The organism is Streptomyces sp. A1277 (genome assembly GCF_004795015.1).
Classification (GTDB): domain Bacteria; phylum Actinomycetota; class Actinomycetes; order Streptomycetales; family Streptomycetaceae; genus Streptomyces.
The window spans coordinates 88601-106798 of record NZ_SSBI01000010.1 but is presented as its reverse complement, the minus strand read 5'-3'; the positions used below and the strand labels follow the sequence as shown (position 1 = coordinate 106798).

Genomic DNA, 18198 nt, shown 5'->3' with positions numbered 1-18198 from the left:
GGTCGTCGATCGGTTGATCAACTGGTCGATCGAAAAACGGTGGAGCTGGGTTTCCTTCATGCTACAGGCAGAAGGCGCGGCGTACCTGTGATTGTGTGCACGCTGCCTTTCGTCGCCTGTGAACACCGCGTGTTGTCAGTGATGTGCCTTCGCGTTGCGCTTATGGGTCCCGTTCTTGTCGGTTTCGCGCTTCTTCGCGTCGTCCGTCCTGCCGAGCTTCTTGACCGCCTTGAGCGCACCGGTGACGTGGGGCCCCGTCAGGTCCTCCTCGCCTCCGCCGTGCCCGCCCGTGCCCAGCCAGCCGGCCAGCTTGCCGCCCTCGCCGACCGCGCGCAGCCGTGCCTCGGCCGAGTCGCGCACCGGGTCGGTCGCCACGACCAGGAGTTCGTCGCCGCGCCGCAGCACGGTGGACGGGGTGGGGACGAAGCTCTTGTCGTCGCGGACGACGAGGGTGACGGCGGCGCCCGAGGGCATGCGCAGTTCCCCGACCTCGACGCCGTGCATCTTGGACTTCGCGGGAATGGCCACCGACAGCAGGTGTCCGCGCAGCCGTTCCAGGGGCGCCGATTCGATGCCCAGGTCCGCCGCCTCGGAGGGGTCGTCGGCGATGTTCAGAGCCTTGGCGAGCCAGGGCAGGGTGGGGCCCTGGATGAGGGTGTAGACGACGACCAGGACGAAGACGATGTTGAAGACCCGGGTGGAGCCGTCAATTCCGGACACCATCGGAATGGTCGCCAGAATGATGGGTACGGCGCCGCGCAGCCCGGCCCAGGACATGAGGGACTTCTCCTGCCAGGGCAATCGGAAGGGCGCCAGCGAGATGAAGACCTCCAGTGGCCGTGCCACCACGGTCAGCACCAGGCCGACGACGACGGCGGGCCAGAAGTCGTCCAGCAGATCGTGCGGGGTGACCAGCAGGCCGAGCAGGACGAACATGCCGATCTGGGCCAGCCAGCCCAGCCCGTCGGCGAAGCCGCGGGTCGCCGGCCAGTGCGGCAGCTTGGCGTTGCCGAGGATCATCGCGGCGAGGTAGACGGCGAGGAAGCCACTGCCGTGCAGCATGGCACCGGCCGCGTACGCGGAGACCGCGATGGCCATGACCGCGATGGGGTAGAGGCCGGACGCGGGCAGGGCCACATGGCGCAGCCCGTACGAGCCGAGCCAGCCCACCGCGAGGCCGACGGCTACGCCGATGGCCAGCTCCAGGGCTATCTCGCCGATCAGCACGTACCAGCTGTCGACCTCGCCGACGGTCGAGAAGGCGACCACGAGGATCACCACGGGGGCGTCGTTGAAGCCGGACTCGGCCTCCAGGACACCGGTGACGCGGGCGGGCAGCGGCACCTTGCGCAGCACGGAGAAGACCGCGGCGGCGTCCGTGGACGAGACGACGGCGCCGATGATGAGCGCCTGCCGCCATTCCAGGCCGACCAGGTAGTGCGCGCCGGCGGCGGTCACGCCCACGCTCACGCCGACGCCGACGAGGGACAGCATCACGGCCGCGGGCAGCGCGGGTCTGATCTCTTTCCACTTCGTGCCGAGGCCGCCCTCGGCGAGGATCACGACGAGCGCCGCGTAGCCGATGACCTGCGTCAGTTCCGCGTTGTCGAACTTGACGTCGAAGAAGCCGTCCTGACCCATGGCGATACCGATGCCGAGGTACAGGAGCAGGCTGGGGAGCCCGCTGCGGGACGAGATGCGTACCGCCGCGACGGCGACGAGCAGGACGAGTGAGCAGACGAGCAGGAGTTCGTTGAGCGTGTGGACAGTCAGTGGCCGGTCCTTCCCTGCGTACGCCTGCCGGATCCTCTTCCGGTGGCCGGTACTTCGTTACCTTACCTAATCTTTAACGTTTTCTTGATGCGTTCGAGTATTCGTACGATCGCTACGCAATTCGAGCCATCCTGATACCGCGTCCGAGTGGCTTACGCGCTGCGCCTATGGTTGCTCCTGCACTCCCAGGACCGCCCTGCCCTCGAAGGACAGCGATGCCCGCCACAACAACCGCCTCTTCCGGATCCACCGGTACCGCCGGTGGCGGGCCGCGCAAGAAGAAGAAGGGGCGCCGCGCCCGCCTGATCGTGATCGTCCTGGTGCTGGCGCTCGTCGCGGGTATCGGTTACGGAACGTACTGGTCCGTATCCACCGTGCGCGCCTCGTACCCGCAGACCAACGGGACCATCCACCTCGACGGCCTCTCCGGCAACGTCGAGGTCAAGCGCGACGGCTACGGGATCCCGCAGATCTACGCGGACTCCGACGCCGACCTGTTCCGCGCGCAGGGCTTCGTCCAGGCGCAGGACCGCTTCTGGGAGATGGACGTCCGCCGCCACCTGACGGCCGGCCGGCTCTCCGAGATGTTCGGCTCCGGCCAGGTCGAGACGGACTCCTTCCTGCGCACGCTCGGCTGGCGCAAGGTCGCGCAGGAGGAGTACGACACCGTCCTGTCCGCGGAGACCAAGAAGAACCTCCAGGCGTACGCGGACGGCGTGAACTCCTACCTCAAGGGGCGCGACGGCAAGGACATCTCCGTCGAGTACGCCGCCCTCGGCTTCACCAACGACTACAAGCCGTCGAAGTGGACCCCGGTCGACTCGGTCGCCTGGCTGAAGGCGATGGCCTGGGACCTGCGCGGCAACATGCAGGACGAGATCGACCGCTCGCTGATGACGAGCCGGCTCGACGGCAAGCAGATCAAGGACCTGTACCCGGACTACCCGTACGACAAGCACGAGCCGATCGTCACCGGGGGCGCCATCTCCTCGCTCACCGGCAAGTTCGACCCGAAGGCGACGGACTCCGAGGGCAGCGACGCGGCCACCGTGGAGGGCGCCACCCAGGGCCTGACCACGCAGCTCGGCGCGCTCTCCGACACCCTGGACGAGATCCCCGCGCTGCTCGGCCCCAACGGCACCGGGATCGGCTCGAACTCCTGGGTGGTCTCCGGCAAGTACACGACCACCGACAAGCCGCTGCTCGCCAACGACCCGCACCTCGCGCCGATGCTGCCGTCCCTCTGGTACCAGATGGGCCTTCACTGCCGGCAGGTCTCCGAAACCTGCAAGTACGACACGGCCGGCTACACCTTCTCCGGGATGCCCGGTGTGATCATCGGCCACAACCAGGACATCGCCTGGGGCTTCACCAACCTCGGCGCCGACGTCACCGACCTCTTCCTGGAGAAGATCTCCGCCGACGGCTACCTGTACGACGGCAAGACGAAGCCGTTCACCACCCGCGAGGAGACCATCAAGGTCGCCGGCGGCAAGGACCGGCACATCACCGTCCGCGAGACCAACAACGGCCCGCTGGTCTCCGACCGCAGCAGCGAGCTGGAGAAGGTCGGCCAGAAGGCACCCGTCGCCAACTCCGCGCCGGACCGCGCGGACGGTTACGCCGTCGCCCTGAAGTGGACCGCGCTGGACCCCGGCCACTCCATGGACGCCGTCTTCGAGCTCAACCGCGCCAAGGACTTCACGACCTTCCGCGCGGCGGCCCAGCACTTCGAGGTTCCCTCGCAGAACCTCATCTACGCCGACACCAAGGGCAACATCGGCTACCAGGCCCCGGGGAAGATCCCGGTCCGCAAGCAGGGCGACGGCACCACGCCCAGCCCCGGCTGGTCCTCGTCGTACGGGTGGAAGAAGGACCCGATCGCCTTCGACGAGCTGCCCTACGAGTACAACCCGAAGCGCGGCTACATCGTCACCGCCAACCAGGCCGTGATCGACGAGGACAAGTACCCGTACCTGCTCACCAAGGACTGGGGCTACGGCAGCCGCAGCCAGCGGATCAACGACCTCATCCAGTCGAAGATCAAGGGCGGCGGCAAGATCTCGACCGAAGACATGCAGAAGATGCAGATGGACAACACCAGCGAGATCGCCGCGCTGCTGGTGCCCGAACTGCTGAAGATCAACGTCTCCGACAAGGACGTCCGCCAGGCGCAGAAGCTGCTGGAGGGCTGGGACTACACCCAGGAGGCCGACTCGGCCGCCGCCGCGTACTTCAACGGCGTCTGGCGCAACATCCTGAAGCTGGCCTTTGGCGACAAGCTGCCCAAGGAGATGCGCGTCGAGGGCGAGTGCCTGAACGTGCGCCCTGCCAACAGCTCGGGCCCGGTCGACGAGCAGGACCGCCTCGTACGCGAGTGCGGCCAGCGCTCCCCGGACTCGGCGCAGCCGGACGGCGGCGACCGCTGGTACCAGGTCGTCGCCAACATCATGGACAAGCCGGACAGCGACTGGTGGAAGTCGCCCAAGAGCCGCAAGGACAAGGCGACCGAGACCCGTGACGAGCTGTTCGCCCGCGCCATGGAGGACGCCCGCTGGGAGCTGACGGCCAAGCTCGGCAAGGACATCACCACCTGGAACTGGGGCCGGCTGCACCAGCTGACCCTGAAGAACCAGACCCTCGGTACGGAAGGCCCCGGCTTCCTCCAGCGGGTCCTCAACCGCGGCCCGTGGAACCTCGGCGGCGGCGAGGCCGCGGTGGACGCCACCGGCTGGAACGCGGCCGGCGGCTACGAGGTCGTCTGGGTGCCGTCGATGCGGATGGTCGTCAACGTGGGGGACTGGGACAAGTCCCGCTGGATCAACCTCACCGGCGCCTCCGGGCACGCCTTCAGCGCGCACTACACCGACCAGACCGACAAGTGGGTCAACGGTGAACTGCTGCCCTGGGCCTACGGCACGAACGCCGTGGCCGGGGCGACGAAGGACACGCTGACCCTGAAGCCGTAGAAGGTGCTCCGGCGTTTCAGCCCGCGCTGAAGCGCCGGGGGCCCTCCGGCGTCACCACCGCGTCCACGGGGTGGTCGTGCGGTTCCTCCGGGACCCGGGCGGCCACCTCGTTCGCGTACAGCAGGACGACCAGCGCGGGCGTGGCGCCGGCGGCCGTCAGGCGGGCCAGTACCCGGTCGTAGCTGCCGCCGCCACGCCCGAGGCGCATCCCGCGCGCGTCCACCGCCAGGCCGGGCAGCAGCACCGCGTCCGCCTCCAGGACGGCGTCGGGGCCCAGCCGCCCGCCGACGGGTTCGAGCAGCCCGCGGCCCGCCTTCGCGAGACCGCCCGGCCCCTCGTAGGGCGCCCAGTCCAGGTCGTTGTCGGCCAGGAGCACCGGCAGCAGCACCCGTACGCCCCGCGCGCGCAGCGCGTCCAGCAGCGCGCGGGTGCCCGGCTCGCGCCCCACCGAGACGTACGCGGCGACGGTACGGGCCTCGCGGAGCTCGGGGAGGCCGAGGGCGTGCCGGGCGAGAACCGCGGCGGCCCGTGCGACGTCCTGATCCGTCAGGAGGCGGCGCGCGGCGAGCAGTTCACTGCGCAAGAGTGCCTTTGCGGACAACTCGGTGTTCACGGGGCAGCTACCGGCCTCTCGTACACGGCTATATGAGGACAAAGTTAACCGGAGGCTCATCTTCCGCCCATGTGTCCCGGTTAAGGTTCAGGCCATGACCCAGTCGCACCCCAGGATCAGCAAGGCCGTCATCCCGGCGGCGGGCCTCGGCACCCGCTTCCTGCCGGCCACCAAGGCCACTCCCAAGGAGATGCTGCCTGTCGTCGACAAGCCTGCCATCCAGTACGTCGTCGAGGAAGCGGTGGCCGCCGGGCTGCACGACGTCCTGATGATCACCGGCCGCAACAAGCGTCCCCTGGAGGACCACTTCGACCGGAACTACGAGCTGGAGGGGGCGCTGACCCGCAAGGGCGACGCCGACCGGCTGCGCAAGGTCCGGGAGTCCAGCGACCTCGCCACCATGCACTACGTGCGCCAGGGCGACCCCCGGGGCCTCGGCCACGCCGTGCTGTGCGCCGCGCCGCACGTGGGCGACCAGCCGTTCGCGGTGCTGCTCGGCGACGACCTGATCGACCCGCGCGACCCGCTGCTGTCCCGCATGACCGAGGTCCAGGAGCGGGAGGGCGGCAGCGTCATCGCGCTCATGGAGGTCCCGCCCGCGATGATCCACCAGTACGGCTGCGCGGCCGTGGAGGCCACCGCCGAGGCGGACGTGGTGCGCGTCACCGGCCTGGTCGAGAAGCCGGATCCCGCCGACGCGCCCAGCAACCTCGCCGTCATCGGCCGCTACGTCCTGGACCCGGCCGTCTTCGGGATACTGCGCCGGACCGAGCCGGGCCGGGGCAACGAGATCCAGCTCACCGACGCGCTCCAGCTGCTCGCCGAGGACGAGAAGGCCGGCGGCCCGGTGCACGGCGTCGTCTTCAAGGGCCGGCGCTACGACACCGGCGACCGCAGCGACTATCTGCGTGCCATTGTCAGACTCGCGTGCGAACGTGAAGACCTGGGGCCGGAGTTCCGCAGCTGGCTCCGCAGTTACGTCACCGAGGAGATGTAGCACGTTGAGCAGCACGATCTGGTCGGTGGACGAGCACCTGGAAGACATCCTCGCCGCGGTGAAGCCGCTCGAACCCATCGAGCTGCAACTGCCCGAGGCCCAGGGCTGCGTCCTGGTCGAGGACGTCGTGGTGGAGATCGCCCTGCCGCCCTTCGACAACAGCTCGATGGACGGTTACGCGGTCCGCGTCGCCGACGTCGAGGGCGCCACCGAGGAGTTCCCCGCCGTCCTCACCGTCATCGGGGACGTCGCCGCCGGCGACGACGGCCTCGGCGCCGGCAAGCGCGTCGGCCCCGGCGAGGCCGCCCGCATCATGACCGGCGCCCCGCTCCCGGAGGGCGCCGAGGCCGTCGTCCCCGTCGAGTGGACCGACGGCGGTACGGGCGAGGGCCCCGCCGCCACGATGCGCGCCCACAGCGACGCCCCCGAGGGCGCGGGCGGCGAGGTCCGCGTCCACCGCCCGGCCGAGGCCCGCGCCCACGTCCGGGCCCGGGGCAGCGACGTGCGCCCCGGCGACCTGGCGCTCAAGGCGGGCACGGTCATCGGCCCGCCGCAGATCGGCCTGCTCGCCGCGATCGGCCGCTCCACCATCAAGGTGCGGCCCCGCCCCCGCGTCGTCGTCCTGTCCACCGGCAGCGAGCTCGTACAGCCCGGCGGCGAGCTGACCGGCGGCCAGATCTACGACTCCAACAGCTTCGCCCTCACCGCGGCCGCCCGGGACGCCGGAGCCATCGCCTACCGCGTCGGTGCCGTCGCCGACGACGCCGAGACCCTGCGCGCCACGATCGAGGACCAGCTGATCCGCGCCGACCTCGTCGTCACCACGGGGGGCGTCAGTGTCGGCGCCTACGACGTGGTCAAGGAGGCCCTGTCCTCGGTGGGCGACGAGGACGAGCCGGGCGGCGGTGTCGACTTCCGCAAGCTCGCCATGCAGCCCGGCAAACCGCAGGGTTTCGGCTCCATCGGCCCCGACCACACCCCGCTGCTCGCGCTGCCCGGCAACCCGGTCTCCAGCTACGTCTCCTTCGAGCTGTTCGTCCGGCCCGCGATCCGCACCCTGATGGGCCTGCCCGAGGTCACCCGCCCCACGGCCAGGGCCACGCTGGCCGTCGACAAGGCCCTGACCTCACCGGCCGGCCGCCGCCAGTTCCTGCGCGGGACGTACGACGCCGAGGCCGGCACCGTGACGCCCGTCGGCGGTTCCGGATCGCATCTGATCGCCGCCCTCGCCCAGGCGGACGCGCTGATCGTGCTGCCCGAGGACGTCACCTCCGCCGAGCCCGGCACCGACACCGAGGTGATCCTGCTCCGCTGACCGCGGGCCGGTGGCGGTACGGTATCTGCCGCTGCGCCATCGGGGGACGCCCCCCGGACCCCGGTCCCGCACCCCGGTGCGGCACCGGGGAATCGGCGCCCTACCGCTAGGCGGAGTGAGTTGAGTACGCAGAACAGGCTGACGCACATCGACGAGGTGGGGGCCGCCCGCATGGTCGACGTCTCCGGGAAGGACGTCACCGCGCGCGTCGCCCGCGCCAGCGGCCGGGTCCTCGTCTCGCCGCGTGTCGTCGAACTGCTCCGGGGCGAGGGGGTCCCCAAGGGCGACGCCCTCGCCACCGCCCGGATCGCCGGGATCATGGGCGCCAAGCGCACCCCGGACCTCATCCCCCTCTGCCACCCGCTGGCCGTCTCCGGCGTGGGCGTCGAGCTGAGCGTGGCCGACGACGCCGTGGAGATCACCGCCACGGTGAAGACCACCGACCGTACGGGCGTCGAGATGGAGGCCCTGACCGCGGTGTCGGTCGCCGCGCTCACCGTCATCGACATGGTCAAGGCCGTCGACAAGTCCGCGGTCATCACCGACGTCCGCGTCGAGGCGAAGTCGGGCGGCAAGTCCGGCGACTACGTCCGCACTCAGCCGTCCGGAGCCGACGCGTGAGCGCCGCCGGGCCCCCGTACCGCGCCCTCGTCGTGACCGCGTCGAACCGCGCGTCCGCCGGGGTCTACGCCGACAAGGGCGGACCGCTGATCGCCGAGGCGCTGACCGGACTCGGCTTCACGGTCGACGGCCCCGAGGTCGTGCCGGACGGCGACCCGGTCGAGCAGGCCCTGCGCGCCGCGGTGGCCGCCGCGTACGACGTCGTCGTCACCACCGGTGGTACGGGCATCTCGCCCACCGACCGCACCCCCGAGGCCACCCGCCGCGTCCTGGACCACGAGATCCCCGGCATCCCCGAGGCCATCCGGGCCGAGGGCCGCGACAAGGTCCCCACCGCCGCGCTCTCGCGGGGCCTCGCGGGCGTCGCCGGCCGCACCCTGATCGTCAACCTGCCCGGCTCGACCGGCGGGGTGCGCGACGGGCTCGCCGTCCTGGAGGGGCTGCTGGTGCACGCCGTCGACCAGCTGCGCGGCGGCGACCACCCCCGACCCGGGAGCCCGAGCTGAACGTCGCGACCTGGCCGGTGATCCTGGCGGACGGCGATGTCGCCCTCCGGCCCATCAAGCTGCGCGACCAGCGCGAGTGGCGCGAGGTCAACCGGCGAAACCGGGACTGGCTGCGCCCCTGGGAGGCGACCGTCCCGCCGCCCGCCCCCGGCGGCCCGGTCGCCCAGCGGCCCACGTACCGCCAGATGATCCGCCACCTGCGCGCCGAGGCCAACGCGGGCCGGATGCTGCCGTTCGCCATCGAGTACCAGGGCCGGCTGGTCGGTCAGCTGACCGTCGCCGGGATCACCTGGGGCTCCATGTGCTCGGGGCACGTCGGCTACTGGGTGGACCAGGAGGTGGCCGGGCGCGGTGTGATGCCCACGGCTGTCGCCCTCGCCGTCGACCACTGTTTCCGCGTGGTCGGACTCCACCGCATCGAGGTCTGCATTCGCCCGGAGAACGGTCCGAGCCGCCGCGTCGTCGAGAAACTCGGATTCCGCGAGGAAGGGCTGCGACCCCGTTATCTGCACATCGACGGGGCCTGGCGGGACCACCTGATCTACGCGCTCACGACGGAGGAGGTGCCGGACGGGCTGCTGCGCAGATGGCACCGGGCCCGGCCGGACCGGCCGGAGCACCCCGCGAAATAAAACGCATGTTCGAATTAGATCGGGATTGTCCGCGCCGAAGGCGAAGCGTGACCGCTAACGAACACGCAAAGACCCACTGTTGATCTGAACAATCACAAAAAAAGGCCGCGATATCAGCCGGATCGTGCGACACACCGCGCCAATTGGCGGATGCCCCCGCGCAAACCCCTCTACGGTGTGAGATGTGAGCAGCAGCGGCCTCATCTACGCAGTCATCGTCGGGGCCTGGGCCGCCTACTTGGTGCCGATGTGGCTCCGCAGGCAGGACGAACTCAACGAAGCGCGTCCGACGGAACGCTTCAGCACCGCCATCCGGCTGCTGTCCGGCCGGGCGGCGATGGAGCGCCGGTATGCCAAGGGGCTGCAGGAGCGCACCGACGACGAGGCGGCGCCCGACGCCGACCCGGACGTGAGCACGGACCGAATGGAATCCGTCGACGTCCGGGCCTTCGCCGCGCCCCCGGCGCACACCGAGATCCGGATGCACGACCCGGCCGGTACGCCGGAGCGCGCCCCGCGCAGACGACGCGACCGGGACGCCGTGCCCGCCGAGTCCGCCGCCCCCGGCCCCGCCCGGCGGCGCGTGCGCCCCGGCGGGATCGACGCGGAGCGCGCCCGGCGCGCACAGCGCCTCCAGGTCCTCGCGCGCCGTCGGCGCACCACCGTCGTCCTCTTCCTCGCCTTCACGCTCGGCGCGATCGTCGCGGCGGTCGGCGGCCTCCGCTTCCTGTGGGCCCCCGCCGTCCCGGCCGTCCTGCTCAGCGCGTACATCGCGCATCTGCGGGCGCACGAGCGGCGCAGGTTCGCCTTCACCATGGACCAGCGCCGCGCCGAGGTGGCCGCCCAGCGGCTGCGCGAGAACCGCCCGCGCCGCCACCAGCCCGCCGCGCCGGCCCCCGCCGACGCCGACGAGGACTCCGAGGCGCGCCACCCGGCCCCCGAGCCCACCCCCACGGTCTCCCCCCAGGAGGCCGGCCGCCGCGCCCTGGTCGAGCAGACGGACCACGCGGAGTGGGTGGACCAGCAGCGCGAGCGCGGCCGGGTCCAGGGCGACAGCTGGGAGCCCGTCCCGGTCCCGCTGCCCACCTACGTCACCGCCCCGGTCGCCCCGCGCGCCACGGGCGGCGTCGAGGTCGGCAACCCGGAGACGTGGAGCGCGGCCCGCTCCAGCACCGCCGAGCCCGCCCAGGACGCCGAGACGCCCCCGGTCGACCCGGCCCCGCGCCAGCGCTCGGCCCAGTCCCGCCGCTCCCGCGACCGGGGCCGCACCCCGCTCTTCGACCAGTACGAGGACGGCGACCGCCCCCGCGCCGCCAACGAGTGATCCGCTCGCCGGATCCGCCGCGACACCGCCACGGCTGACCAGCGCGGAACGGATTTCCGAGCACCCCGTCGAGGGTGCTAGAGTTTCACTCGTTGCAAGGGCCTGTGGCGCAGTCTGGTAGCGCACCTCGTTCGCATCGAGGGGGTCTGGGGTTCAAATCCCCACAGGTCCACCGCACAGCGAAGGTCCCGTCCGATCGGAAGATCGGACGGGACCTTCGCTGTTTCCGCGATGTCAGAGGGCCAGGGCCCCGACCAGCTCGCCCACCTCCGCCTGCCAGACCCGAACCTGTTCGTGTGTGGGGCCGATCTCGTATTGGTGGTAGTGGCACCCCAGGCACAGGTGTGACCAGACTGCGGTGGTGCGGCGAGCGGTCTCAGAAGGGGCGTAACAGCGAAGGCACAGCATCTTGGCCCGCATCGTGGTGCCGGCGAGTCCCGGAACCGCGGCGTCGAGCGCGGCGTCGACGGAAATCTCCAGGGCGGTTCGCAGCGCGAGTGAGGCTCCTCGGTGGCAGCCGGCGGACGTGGCGCCCAGACCGGCGGCAAGCAACCGGTCAGCGGTCAGGAGGAGTTCCTCGACAGAGGGAGGGGGAGTGCTCATCACGCGGCCGCCCCCGGCGTGCGTACCTTCTGCGTCATGGTCTCGATGTCGTCGACGAATCGGTGGGGGTCGATGATTTGAGCCCCGCCGGCGTGGGCGCCGTTCTGGCACTGCTTGATGAGTGCCACCGCACGAGGCCCGCAAAGGGCGCGCAGTTCCCCGTACACATCACCGGTCCGCCCGGCATCGCCGAACAGGGCCAGCGCCGCCACCTTCAGGAGCTTGTCCGCTTCGCCGACGGCTTCCTGCAGCGCGTGCTCGGGCGCCCCGGAGCGGTGGTGCCGGATCCAGGCGGCCTCCAGGAAAGCGTTCTCCAAGGCGATACGGCACAGGCTGGGCAGCACGTGGGTTCGTGCGGCGGTCGGCAGGTCACCGGTACTGGCGAGGGCCCGCGCGTCGTCGAGGGCCTGCCTTACCGGGTCGGTCACCGGCTTGACCTTCACCTTGGACGCCTTCGCCCGCTCGACCTCGAACACCGTCACAGGAAGATCCTGGCTGGTGAACGCCCGCTGGAGCCGGGTGTCGTGGGTGAACACAACGACCTGTCGGTGCTCGCCGAGCTCGTGCAGGACCTGGGCGAGTCCGTTCACCTTGGCCGGGTCCATGGACTGTACGGGGTCGTCGATGACAACGAAGCCGAACGGGCTGTCGGCGGTGGCGGCCCGGGGCAGGAACAGCGAGAGTGCGAGGGAGTGCTGCTCGCCCTGGCTCATGACACTGAGAGCCGAGGCATCCTGGCCGTCTACGGAGACGTCCATGACGAGCTTGCGGACAGTGGCCTTCTCACTGCCCTTCAGGCTGACAGCCTTGAGATCGATGTTGCTCTCCTGGCGGAGCCGCTCCCAGATCCGCTGAGACTGTTCCGCGAAACCCTCCATACGCCGGCCCCGCAATTCGGCGGTCAGCGCCTTGATCCAGGTACTCGCCTTCCTGATGTCCCTCAACTGCGACTTGTTCGCTTCCACGGCCCGGGCCTTCTCGGTCCAGCCCGCCAGGCGGAGAACGAGGCTGCGCCAGCGTTCGTCCCGCTTCTCCAACTCCCTGACGGCACGCTCCTTGACCGCGGCACAGGCATCGGCCAGCGGGAGGACGACGTCAAGGGCGCGCCGAGCGAGCTCGTCCGGATCGCCGATCGACCGGCACGCGGTCCAGGCGCGCCACGGGACGGTGAGGGAGGCGGGGATCCGCAGAGGCGTGTGAACGAGATCCTGCACGGCTCGCGTGGCCGACCGGAGTTCGCTGCGCGCGCCTGCGGCTGCCTCCGCTTCCTGCCGCAGGGCGGCGATCTGGACGGTGGCGTCCGCAGCCCATGCCGCGTCCAGCACCCCGGCGGTCCCGCACACGGAGCAGGAGGCATCGTCGGGGTGCCGGTCGTGGTGCGCGACAGCCCGTTCGAGGAGTTCCGCACGCTGCAGAGCTTCCTCCGCACCCGTGCCGTGCAGGTCCTCGATGCCGGCGAGAGCCTTTCGCAGGCGACCCACGGCGATGCGAACCTGTGCCACATCGGGTGCCTGTACATCGGCCTCGGCACGCAGCCCGGCGATCAGGTTGGCGTCCGCGCCGCCGGGCAGACCGGTGACCAGGGCATCCAGGGCTTGGAAGTCGGGGGCTCCGACTGTGTCGATGGCCACGAGCGCCTGGATCGCGCGATCGTCGTCCTCCAGCTCGTACAAGGCATTTTTGAGGCCCGGCAACTCCGCCTTCACCACCTTCTCCGCGTCCTCAAGCGCCTTGGCCTCCGCACGGAGTCGGCTGTCGGCGGTGCTGAGCTGCCCCAGACCGAGGATGGTGGCGATGGCGTCGTACATCTCCGAGGGCTTGCCGCTGATCATGCGATCGAGATCGACGTACGACAGGAAGGGGCGGAAGTCCCGCAAGTCCTGCTGCCAGTCCAGCTGGTCGAGGCTTGCGCGGCCGTGTCCCGGGCGCCTCAGTTCCGCCTGGGAGTCTCCGAACCCGTCGCCTTCCCAGGTGCGTGTGAGGGTGCTGCGGCCGGCGTCCCCCTCAATGGCCAGCTTGACCTCGATCTCCGGCCTGCCGCCAGTGTCGTGGAGGTTGCGCCAGTTGCTGCTACGCGTCGCGTGCTGCCCCTGCCAGCGCATGTTCACGCCAGTGAAGGCAGTCTCGATGCCCTCGGCAATGCTGGACTTGCCGGACCCGTTGCGGCCCACGACCAGGTTCACGCCGGGCCGGGGGCTCAGCTTGAGCCAGGCACGCGGTCCGACGCCGCGGAAGCGGGTGACGGCGACTGATTCGAGGTAGACCCGGCCGATCGTGGAGACTCCTCGGACCTCGCCGGCGCCCAGCGCCTCCTCCAGAAGCAGCCTCACGGACTCGCTGAGAGGCGACTCGGCGAGGCGCCTGCGCGTGAGGGCTTCCACGGTTACGGGCTGGTGCTCCTGGTCCGACCGGGTGGCTTCTTCGGAGGAGTGCGCGTTCCGCTCGGGCTGTTCCGTCATGAGGTGCCTCCCGGGGGCATTGAGTCTGTGGATGACGCGAGCGGGGCGCTGCCTGCGACTTCTGCCGCGCTGCTCGTCAACGGAACATTAGGGAGACGGAGATGGGTTTTGGCCGACGGATACTGATAACCGGGGTTATCAAGTTTCGGAATCATGGGTGATTCGCGTCGTCGTCGCGAAAGCAGCACAAGCGGGCCCGCAGCGAGCCGATGCGCAGCAAACCGGCCGGCTCTACTCTCCTGCCCGGTCAGGCGCCGATGCGACGGGCCCCGATCACCGAGATGTGACTTGCCGGCCGCAGCGCTCGAAGTACTCTGCGCGGCGAGGGCTGTTCGGACCCGGTTGGAGGCTGACGGGATTGTCTGCGCCATGTACTGGATGGATAGGCGAACTCCGAGGACACACCCTCATGTTCACCGGAAGGACCCTGGTGGACGGTGAATGGCTCGTCCGTAGGGACTGCTTCTCTCGTTCGCAGACCTCTTCTGTTCGGAGCTCCGGCTCGCTGCCGGGACCTCAAGGCGCAGGGCGATCACGTGATGGTGGTGCCTGAGGTCGGAGACGGTTTCCTCGGTGGACCGTTCGACAGGCTTCATCTGCGCACCCGGGGGCTTGGTCGGTTCGAGGCAGGTGTTCTTGGGCGCGGCACGCCGCGACACGAAAAGTCGTCGTCGCGTCTGGTCGAGCAGATCAGTGCTCGGACGGCACTCGACGTCCGCGGCGCGACGCGCCGCGGTCCGCACTTCGACCTCGGCTGGATCGGCGAACAGGCGGCGTACGGCGCGTGGGTCGCGGTTCCCCGGCAACCTGCGGACGAAGGGGGCCATCCGCCTGGCGGAGGTCGTCGAGTACGTCAGCAGGCCGGTCCGTTCTGTTCCGAGTCACGGCACGGCCCGGCCCGTAGTGGTGCTTGAGGACTCGGGCCCGCCGAGGCCGCAACGTGGACCCGATGCCGTCCCTACGTGGCGTCGGTCCGGGGGTCGTCGTCCCGGTCGGTCGTCAGTGCTGCCGGCAGCGGCAGCCCGTACTTGTCACAGAGAAATCGGGTCTGGCAGTACCGTTGGGCGTCGGCGGCCACCCTGCCGAGGATCGCGGAATTCATGCCGGCACCGATGAGGACGCCCACGACCGGCACGACCTTGGCGACGTTTTGAACCGGCACCCTGGTGCCGGCCGGGCCCAGCTGCTGCATCAACTTCTCAAGGGCAGCCAGAAGGTGGTGGTCCTGGCGGAGCTTGTTCGACCACTTCATGCGTCCCTTGACCGCGTTCGCCGCACGGGCGGCGTCACTCAACGGCTTGGCCTTGGCCGCCTGTGCCATGAAGGACCGCTGCACCAGGCGTTGGATGAAGATCTGCTCGTCGGGGTCTTTGGCGTCGTAGCCGTAGGAGTACGCGATGCGCGACGCGATCGACGTGCTCAGCACCTGGATGACGAGGATGTCCGCTGTCATCGCGGCGGGAATACCGGCGACGGGGACCATGGCAAGCAGGCCCATTGCGCCACCTTCGAACGCACCGGCCGTGCGCCACCTGAGGGTATTGCGGGACAGCAGCCGGTCGCAGACCTTGAGGTCCTGCTGCCGTAGGTCGGTGAAGCTGTCGAGTCCGACACCTTGCTTGCGGACGAGCTTTTCGACGTTCTTCGGGTCGTTGAGCTCCAGGGCCCAGTCGTTGACCAGCTCGAGCAACGCCGCCGCGGCTCCGAGCGCCGGTCGCATGGCCTTGTCGGCGACAGCGCCGCCTGCACGGCGGATCGGTTCCGCGACCGCGTCCGGCACAGCGTCCGTAACCCGTCTCATGGCGTTTCCCGCGACCTCGCCGGTGCGGCCGAGCGCGGCGTTCGCCCAGTTCGGCAGAGCACGGCGGTTGTTTCGGCGCTGCCAGTGTGCGTTGAGCGTGTCCCATACCTGCCCCTCGTACGCGCTCATCGGGGTTGCACCGTCGACGAGTGGGTCGGCGTACGTGCTCATTGAGGTTCTCTCCTCCGGAACTGGTGGGCTGAGCCCTTACCCGGGCTGGGACGCATCACAGTGCACTTCTGCGACATGGATGAGGCGGGGAACAGTGATAACCCCGGTTATCAGACCGATGTGTCGACGAATCAAGCCCCCGCTGTAGGGTTCTGCCACCTGCCGCCGAACCGAGATCCAGGGGATCCGACCGGCTCGATGCCAGGAGAAGGAGAAGGAGAACGTCCGTATTCAAAGGGGGCAGGGCTCATGACCAGTGCGCGCGAAGCGACAGCGCCCATCGTGCCCGAAACGCCGACCTGGCGGATCACATACGCCGAAATCGCCGGCCTCGCCCAGGTGAAGCGGCCCGTTCCCACCACCTGGAGCCGCCGGCACCCGGACTTTCCGGCGCCGATCGCCCACGAGGGCGGCCGTCCCCTGTTCGACGCCCACGCCGTCGTCGACTGGCTGACGGAAACGGGCCGGGGCAATGCGGACCCCCGCCGCCTCCGCGCCGAGCTCGCCCTGCACACCCTCGCCGCCTGGCGGACCCCCACTCTTGCGGCGTCCGTCCTGGTGGGCGCGCTGACGGCGCTGATCTGTCTGCGACAGCAGTACGACGCTCCGGTCGCCGGCCAGGACTGGGACACCCTGTTGGCCAAGGCAGCCGAACTGGACTCCGAGGACCAGTTCATCCTGGCGGAGCTGCACGCCGTGCCCACCCCGGACCCCACCGGCCCGGCCCTCGCCGCGCTCGCGGACGAGCTGACCGAGGCCGCGTTCACCCCGGCGGAAGCCTTCGACTGGGTGCTGGAGGCACGGCGGCGTCTCGGCTCCCACGATCTGGCCGTCGACGAGCCGGCCCCGGCGGTCGTCCGCGCCCTCGCCGCCGTGTCCGGCATGGACACCCTCCGTGAGGAGTCCGTCGTCGCCACCCCGCACGCTCGCGCCGGTGACCTCCTCGCCGCCCTGCACGACCAGGCCACCGAAGACTCCGGCCACACCTACCTCGCCGCCGACCCCGACCCGGCCCGCGTCCGCCTCGTGCGCCGCCGGATGCTCGTACGGGGGGTGTACGAGTTCCACCTCGACGTCATGGAGGGGGCGGACCTGTCGGCCTCCGTCGACGAGTGGGGGTATCCGGACTTGCTGGTGTGTGCCCTCCCGTACGAGGCCGCGGAGACCCGTCGGCCGGAGGCCGTCCTCGAACAGGTGCAGGCGCTCACCGACTACCTCGAAGCCGGCTCCACCGCCATCGTCCTCGGACCGGCCGACGTCCTCGTACGTCCGCTGCCCCGGCACGGCGAGGCCGACCGGCTGCGTCGCTCCTTCCTCGACACGGGCCTGCTGAAGGCCGTGATCAGCCTGCCCGACGGCGCCATGCCGTACCGCCCCGGCTACCGCACCGCGGTGTGGGTCCTTTCCCGCACCCCCCAGGAGGAGCGCGCCGGCCGGATCCTGCTCGCCGACCTGTCCGCGCGGCCGCTCACCGAGCCGGCGCTCGACACGCTCGCCGAGGACATCGCCATCTGGCGCGCGTCCGGCTGGCGCGGGGACCGGCGGCACGAGCCCCGCCACGGCGTGGTCGTCCCCGCGAAGGAACTCGACGACAGGCCGGGCACCGCTTTCTCCCCGAGCCGGCGGCCCGTCGAGGCCCGCTATGGCCGTGCCGTCGTCGAACGCCCGGCCCGCATCAGCGCTCTTGAGCAGCGCTTGACGGATCTCCAGCAGCAGTCCCGCCTGCACGCCGACCTGCGCGCGGCGATGCGCATCCGGGCGGAGCTGCGGCCGGAGGACCAGCCGGTGCGGCGTACCACGGTCCGACGCCTCCTTGAGGAGCGCCGCTTGCGCCGCCGTCCCGGTCACCGCATCGCGCCCGGGCACCTCACGACCGGCGGGCACTACGTGGTGCTCGGTCCGGACGAGATCCTCGGCACCGCCCGGCTCGGCAGCCGCACGATCGACCGCGGCCTGCTCCTCACGGCGTACGAGCATGCCCAGTTCACCGAGCCCGGTGACGTCGTCGTCACCACCAGCCCACGCTTCGGCGTCCACGTCGACACCGGCGGCCTGTCGGTGGTCGCGGCCCCGGCCCGCATCCTGCGCGTCCACCCCGATGCTGATCCGCCCGTCCGGCCGCGGGTGCTGGCCGCGCTGCTGGGAGCGGCGGCCGCCGAGTACACGCGCACCAGCGGCGCTGTACGGGCCTCCCGCAGCATCGAGGACCTCGACATCCCCGACCTGGGGCGCGAGGAGGCGGAGCGGTACGACGCCGCGCTCGCCGAGATCGAGCTCCGGGCGGCGCTGCTGCGGGAGCAGGCCGCCGCCCTCGACGATCTGACCCGCATCACGGCCGCCGGCCTCACCGACGGCACCCTGACCATCCAGGACCTGCCCGGGCTTCCGGGAACCGACGACTGAAGGAGACGGTC

At 70.5% G+C, this 18198-nt stretch carries 13 protein-coding genes and 1 tRNA gene; 9 read left to right on the top strand and 5 right to left on the bottom strand.

Annotated features, from left to right (window positions below; translation table 11 throughout):
• Positions 1-135: 135 nt before the first annotated feature.
• Positions 136-1746 carry a potassium/proton antiporter gene (locus E6R18_RS09400; RefSeq protein ID WP_136316399.1) on the bottom strand — a complete coding sequence of 537 codons (1611 nt, stop codon included), beginning with the start codon at positions 1744-1746 and terminating at the stop codon, positions 136-138.
• 242 nt (positions 1747-1988) lie between these two features.
• Here E6R18_RS09400 and E6R18_RS09395 point away from each other — a divergent pair, with 242 nt between their 5' ends.
• A complete protein-coding gene (locus E6R18_RS09395) occupies positions 1989-4742 on the top strand; it encodes a penicillin acylase family protein (protein WP_136316398.1) in 2754 nt (917 codons plus the stop codon).
• A 16-nt stretch (positions 4743-4758) separates the two neighbouring features.
• On the opposite strand, the gene E6R18_RS09390 is transcribed toward E6R18_RS09395, so the two are convergent.
• A complete protein-coding gene (locus tag E6R18_RS09390; RefSeq protein WP_136316397.1) occupies positions 4759-5355 on the bottom strand; it encodes a 5-formyltetrahydrofolate cyclo-ligase in 597 nt (198 codons plus the stop codon).
• Between the two features lie 94 nt (positions 5356-5449).
• Between E6R18_RS09390 and galU the strand changes: the two genes are divergently transcribed.
• From galU to E6R18_RS09355, 7 genes are all read left to right on the top strand, one after another.
• Entirely contained in the window at positions 5450-6352 is a 903-nt protein-coding gene (gene galU, locus E6R18_RS09385) for a UTP--glucose-1-phosphate uridylyltransferase GalU (protein ID WP_136316396.1), read from the top strand.
• A 4-nt stretch (positions 6353-6356) separates the two neighbouring features.
• Positions 6357-7667, top strand: coding sequence for a gephyrin-like molybdotransferase Glp (gene glp, locus E6R18_RS09380; RefSeq protein WP_136316395.1), 1311 nt, complete (start codon positions 6357-6359; stop codon positions 7665-7667).
• A gap of 120 nt (positions 7668-7787) precedes the next feature.
• Positions 7788-8288 (top strand): cyclic pyranopterin monophosphate synthase MoaC, encoded by a 501-nt coding sequence (moaC, locus tag E6R18_RS09375; protein WP_136316394.1) that lies wholly within the window; start codon positions 7788-7790, stop codon positions 8286-8288.
• Complete coding sequence (locus E6R18_RS09370) at positions 8285-8794, top strand: MogA/MoaB family molybdenum cofactor biosynthesis protein (protein ID WP_136316393.1); 510 nt, start codon at positions 8285-8287, stop codon at positions 8792-8794. The genes moaC and E6R18_RS09370 overlap by 4 nt, the downstream gene beginning before the upstream one ends.
• A 17-nt stretch (positions 8795-8811) precedes the next feature.
• Positions 8812-9426 carry a GNAT family protein gene (locus tag E6R18_RS09365; protein WP_136316392.1) on the top strand — a complete coding sequence of 205 codons (615 nt, stop codon included), beginning with the start codon at positions 8812-8814 and terminating at the stop codon, positions 9424-9426.
• Positions 9427-9610: 184 nt separating this feature from the next.
• Positions 9611-10750 carry a gephyrin-like molybdotransferase receptor GlpR gene (gene glpR / locus E6R18_RS09360; protein WP_136316391.1) on the top strand — a complete coding sequence of 380 codons (1140 nt, stop codon included), beginning with the start codon at positions 9611-9613 and terminating at the stop codon, positions 10748-10750.
• Positions 10751-10848: 98 nt separating this feature from the next.
• Positions 10849-10922, top strand: a tRNA-Ala gene (locus E6R18_RS09355).
• 62 nt (positions 10923-10984) lie between these two features.
• On the opposite strand, the gene E6R18_RS09350 is transcribed toward E6R18_RS09355, so the two are convergent.
• The 3 genes from E6R18_RS09350 to E6R18_RS09340 form a co-directional block, all read right to left on the bottom strand.
• Positions 10985-11353 (bottom strand): hypothetical protein, encoded by a 369-nt coding sequence (locus tag E6R18_RS09350; protein ID WP_136316390.1) that lies wholly within the window; start codon positions 11351-11353, stop codon positions 10985-10987.
• Entirely contained in the window at positions 11353-13536 is a 2184-nt protein-coding gene (locus tag E6R18_RS09345) for an AAA family ATPase (RefSeq protein WP_240799669.1), read from the bottom strand. The genes E6R18_RS09350 and E6R18_RS09345 overlap by 1 nt, the downstream gene beginning before the upstream one ends.
• 1234 nt (positions 13537-14770) lie before the next feature.
• Positions 14771-15784: an EcsC family protein gene (locus E6R18_RS09340; protein WP_136316388.1), complete on the bottom strand. Its 1014-nt coding sequence runs from the start codon at positions 15782-15784 to the stop codon at positions 14771-14773.
• 249 nt (positions 15785-16033) lie between these two features.
• Between E6R18_RS09340 and E6R18_RS09335 the strand changes: the two genes are divergently transcribed.
• Positions 16034-18187, top strand: coding sequence for a hypothetical protein (locus E6R18_RS09335; protein ID WP_136316387.1), 2154 nt, complete (start codon positions 16034-16036; stop codon positions 18185-18187).
• Positions 18188-18198 lie beyond the last annotated feature (11 nt).